Source organism: Pectobacterium fontis (assembly GCF_000803215.1).
In the GTDB taxonomy this organism is placed as follows: domain Bacteria; phylum Pseudomonadota; class Gammaproteobacteria; order Enterobacterales; family Enterobacteriaceae; genus Pectobacterium; species Pectobacterium fontis.
This window is the reverse complement of sequence record NZ_JSXC01000105.1, coordinates 1-705: the sequence shown is the minus strand read 5'-3', so window position 1 is coordinate 705 and position 705 is coordinate 1. Positions and strand designations below refer to the sequence as shown.

Below are 705 nucleotides of genomic sequence, written 5' to 3'. Positions count from 1 at the left end.
GGCGTCGGCGCGATATGATGTGGCGGGTCGGGTGGTGGAGCGAGGCCATACGCAGTACCGGTATGACGACTGCGGGCGGCTGACGGTGAAAAGGGAAACGCGACCGGGGTTCAGGCCAAAGGAAACGTATTTTGACTGGGACGTGCAGGACCGTCTGGTACGGGTGAGCTTGCCGGACGGGGCGCGATGGCGGTATCGTTACGATGCATTTGGTCGCCGGGTGAGCAAGGTGCGCGAGGGACAGGTTCCCTCGGCGCAGGCGGTAGCGCGGGTGGCGTACCGGTGGGATGGTGACCAGCTTATCGGTCAGCAGCAATACACTGCCGATGGCAGTGCGGCAAGGGAAGTGCAATGGGTGTACGAGCCGGGGAGCTTCCGGCCGCTGGCACAGGTAGAGGCGCGGGGCGACAGCACGCAGTTGCACTACATTGTCACGGACCTGACGGGAACGGCGCGAGAGCTGTGCAGCGAGGAGGGCGAAGTTCGCTGGCGCGGTGAACAGGGTCTATGGGGCGCCCATCGCGAAGAGCGACGTCCCATCCCGCTGCGGCGCTATCTGGGCGATGCGGCAAACGAGGAAGTGTACTGCGAGCTGCGCTATCAGGGGCAGCTATTCGACGCGGAGACAGGATTATATTATAATCGGCATCGGTATTTTGACCCGGAAAGTGGGCAGTATTTGTCGCCGGACCCGATAGGGCTGGG

1 protein-coding gene is annotated in these 705 nt (G+C 63.1%); it reads left to right on the top strand.

The features are described 5' to 3' along the window. A partial coding sequence (locus OI69_RS18790) for an RHS repeat-associated core domain-containing protein (protein WP_039354284.1) occupies positions 1 to 705 on the top strand: 705 nt, incomplete at both ends.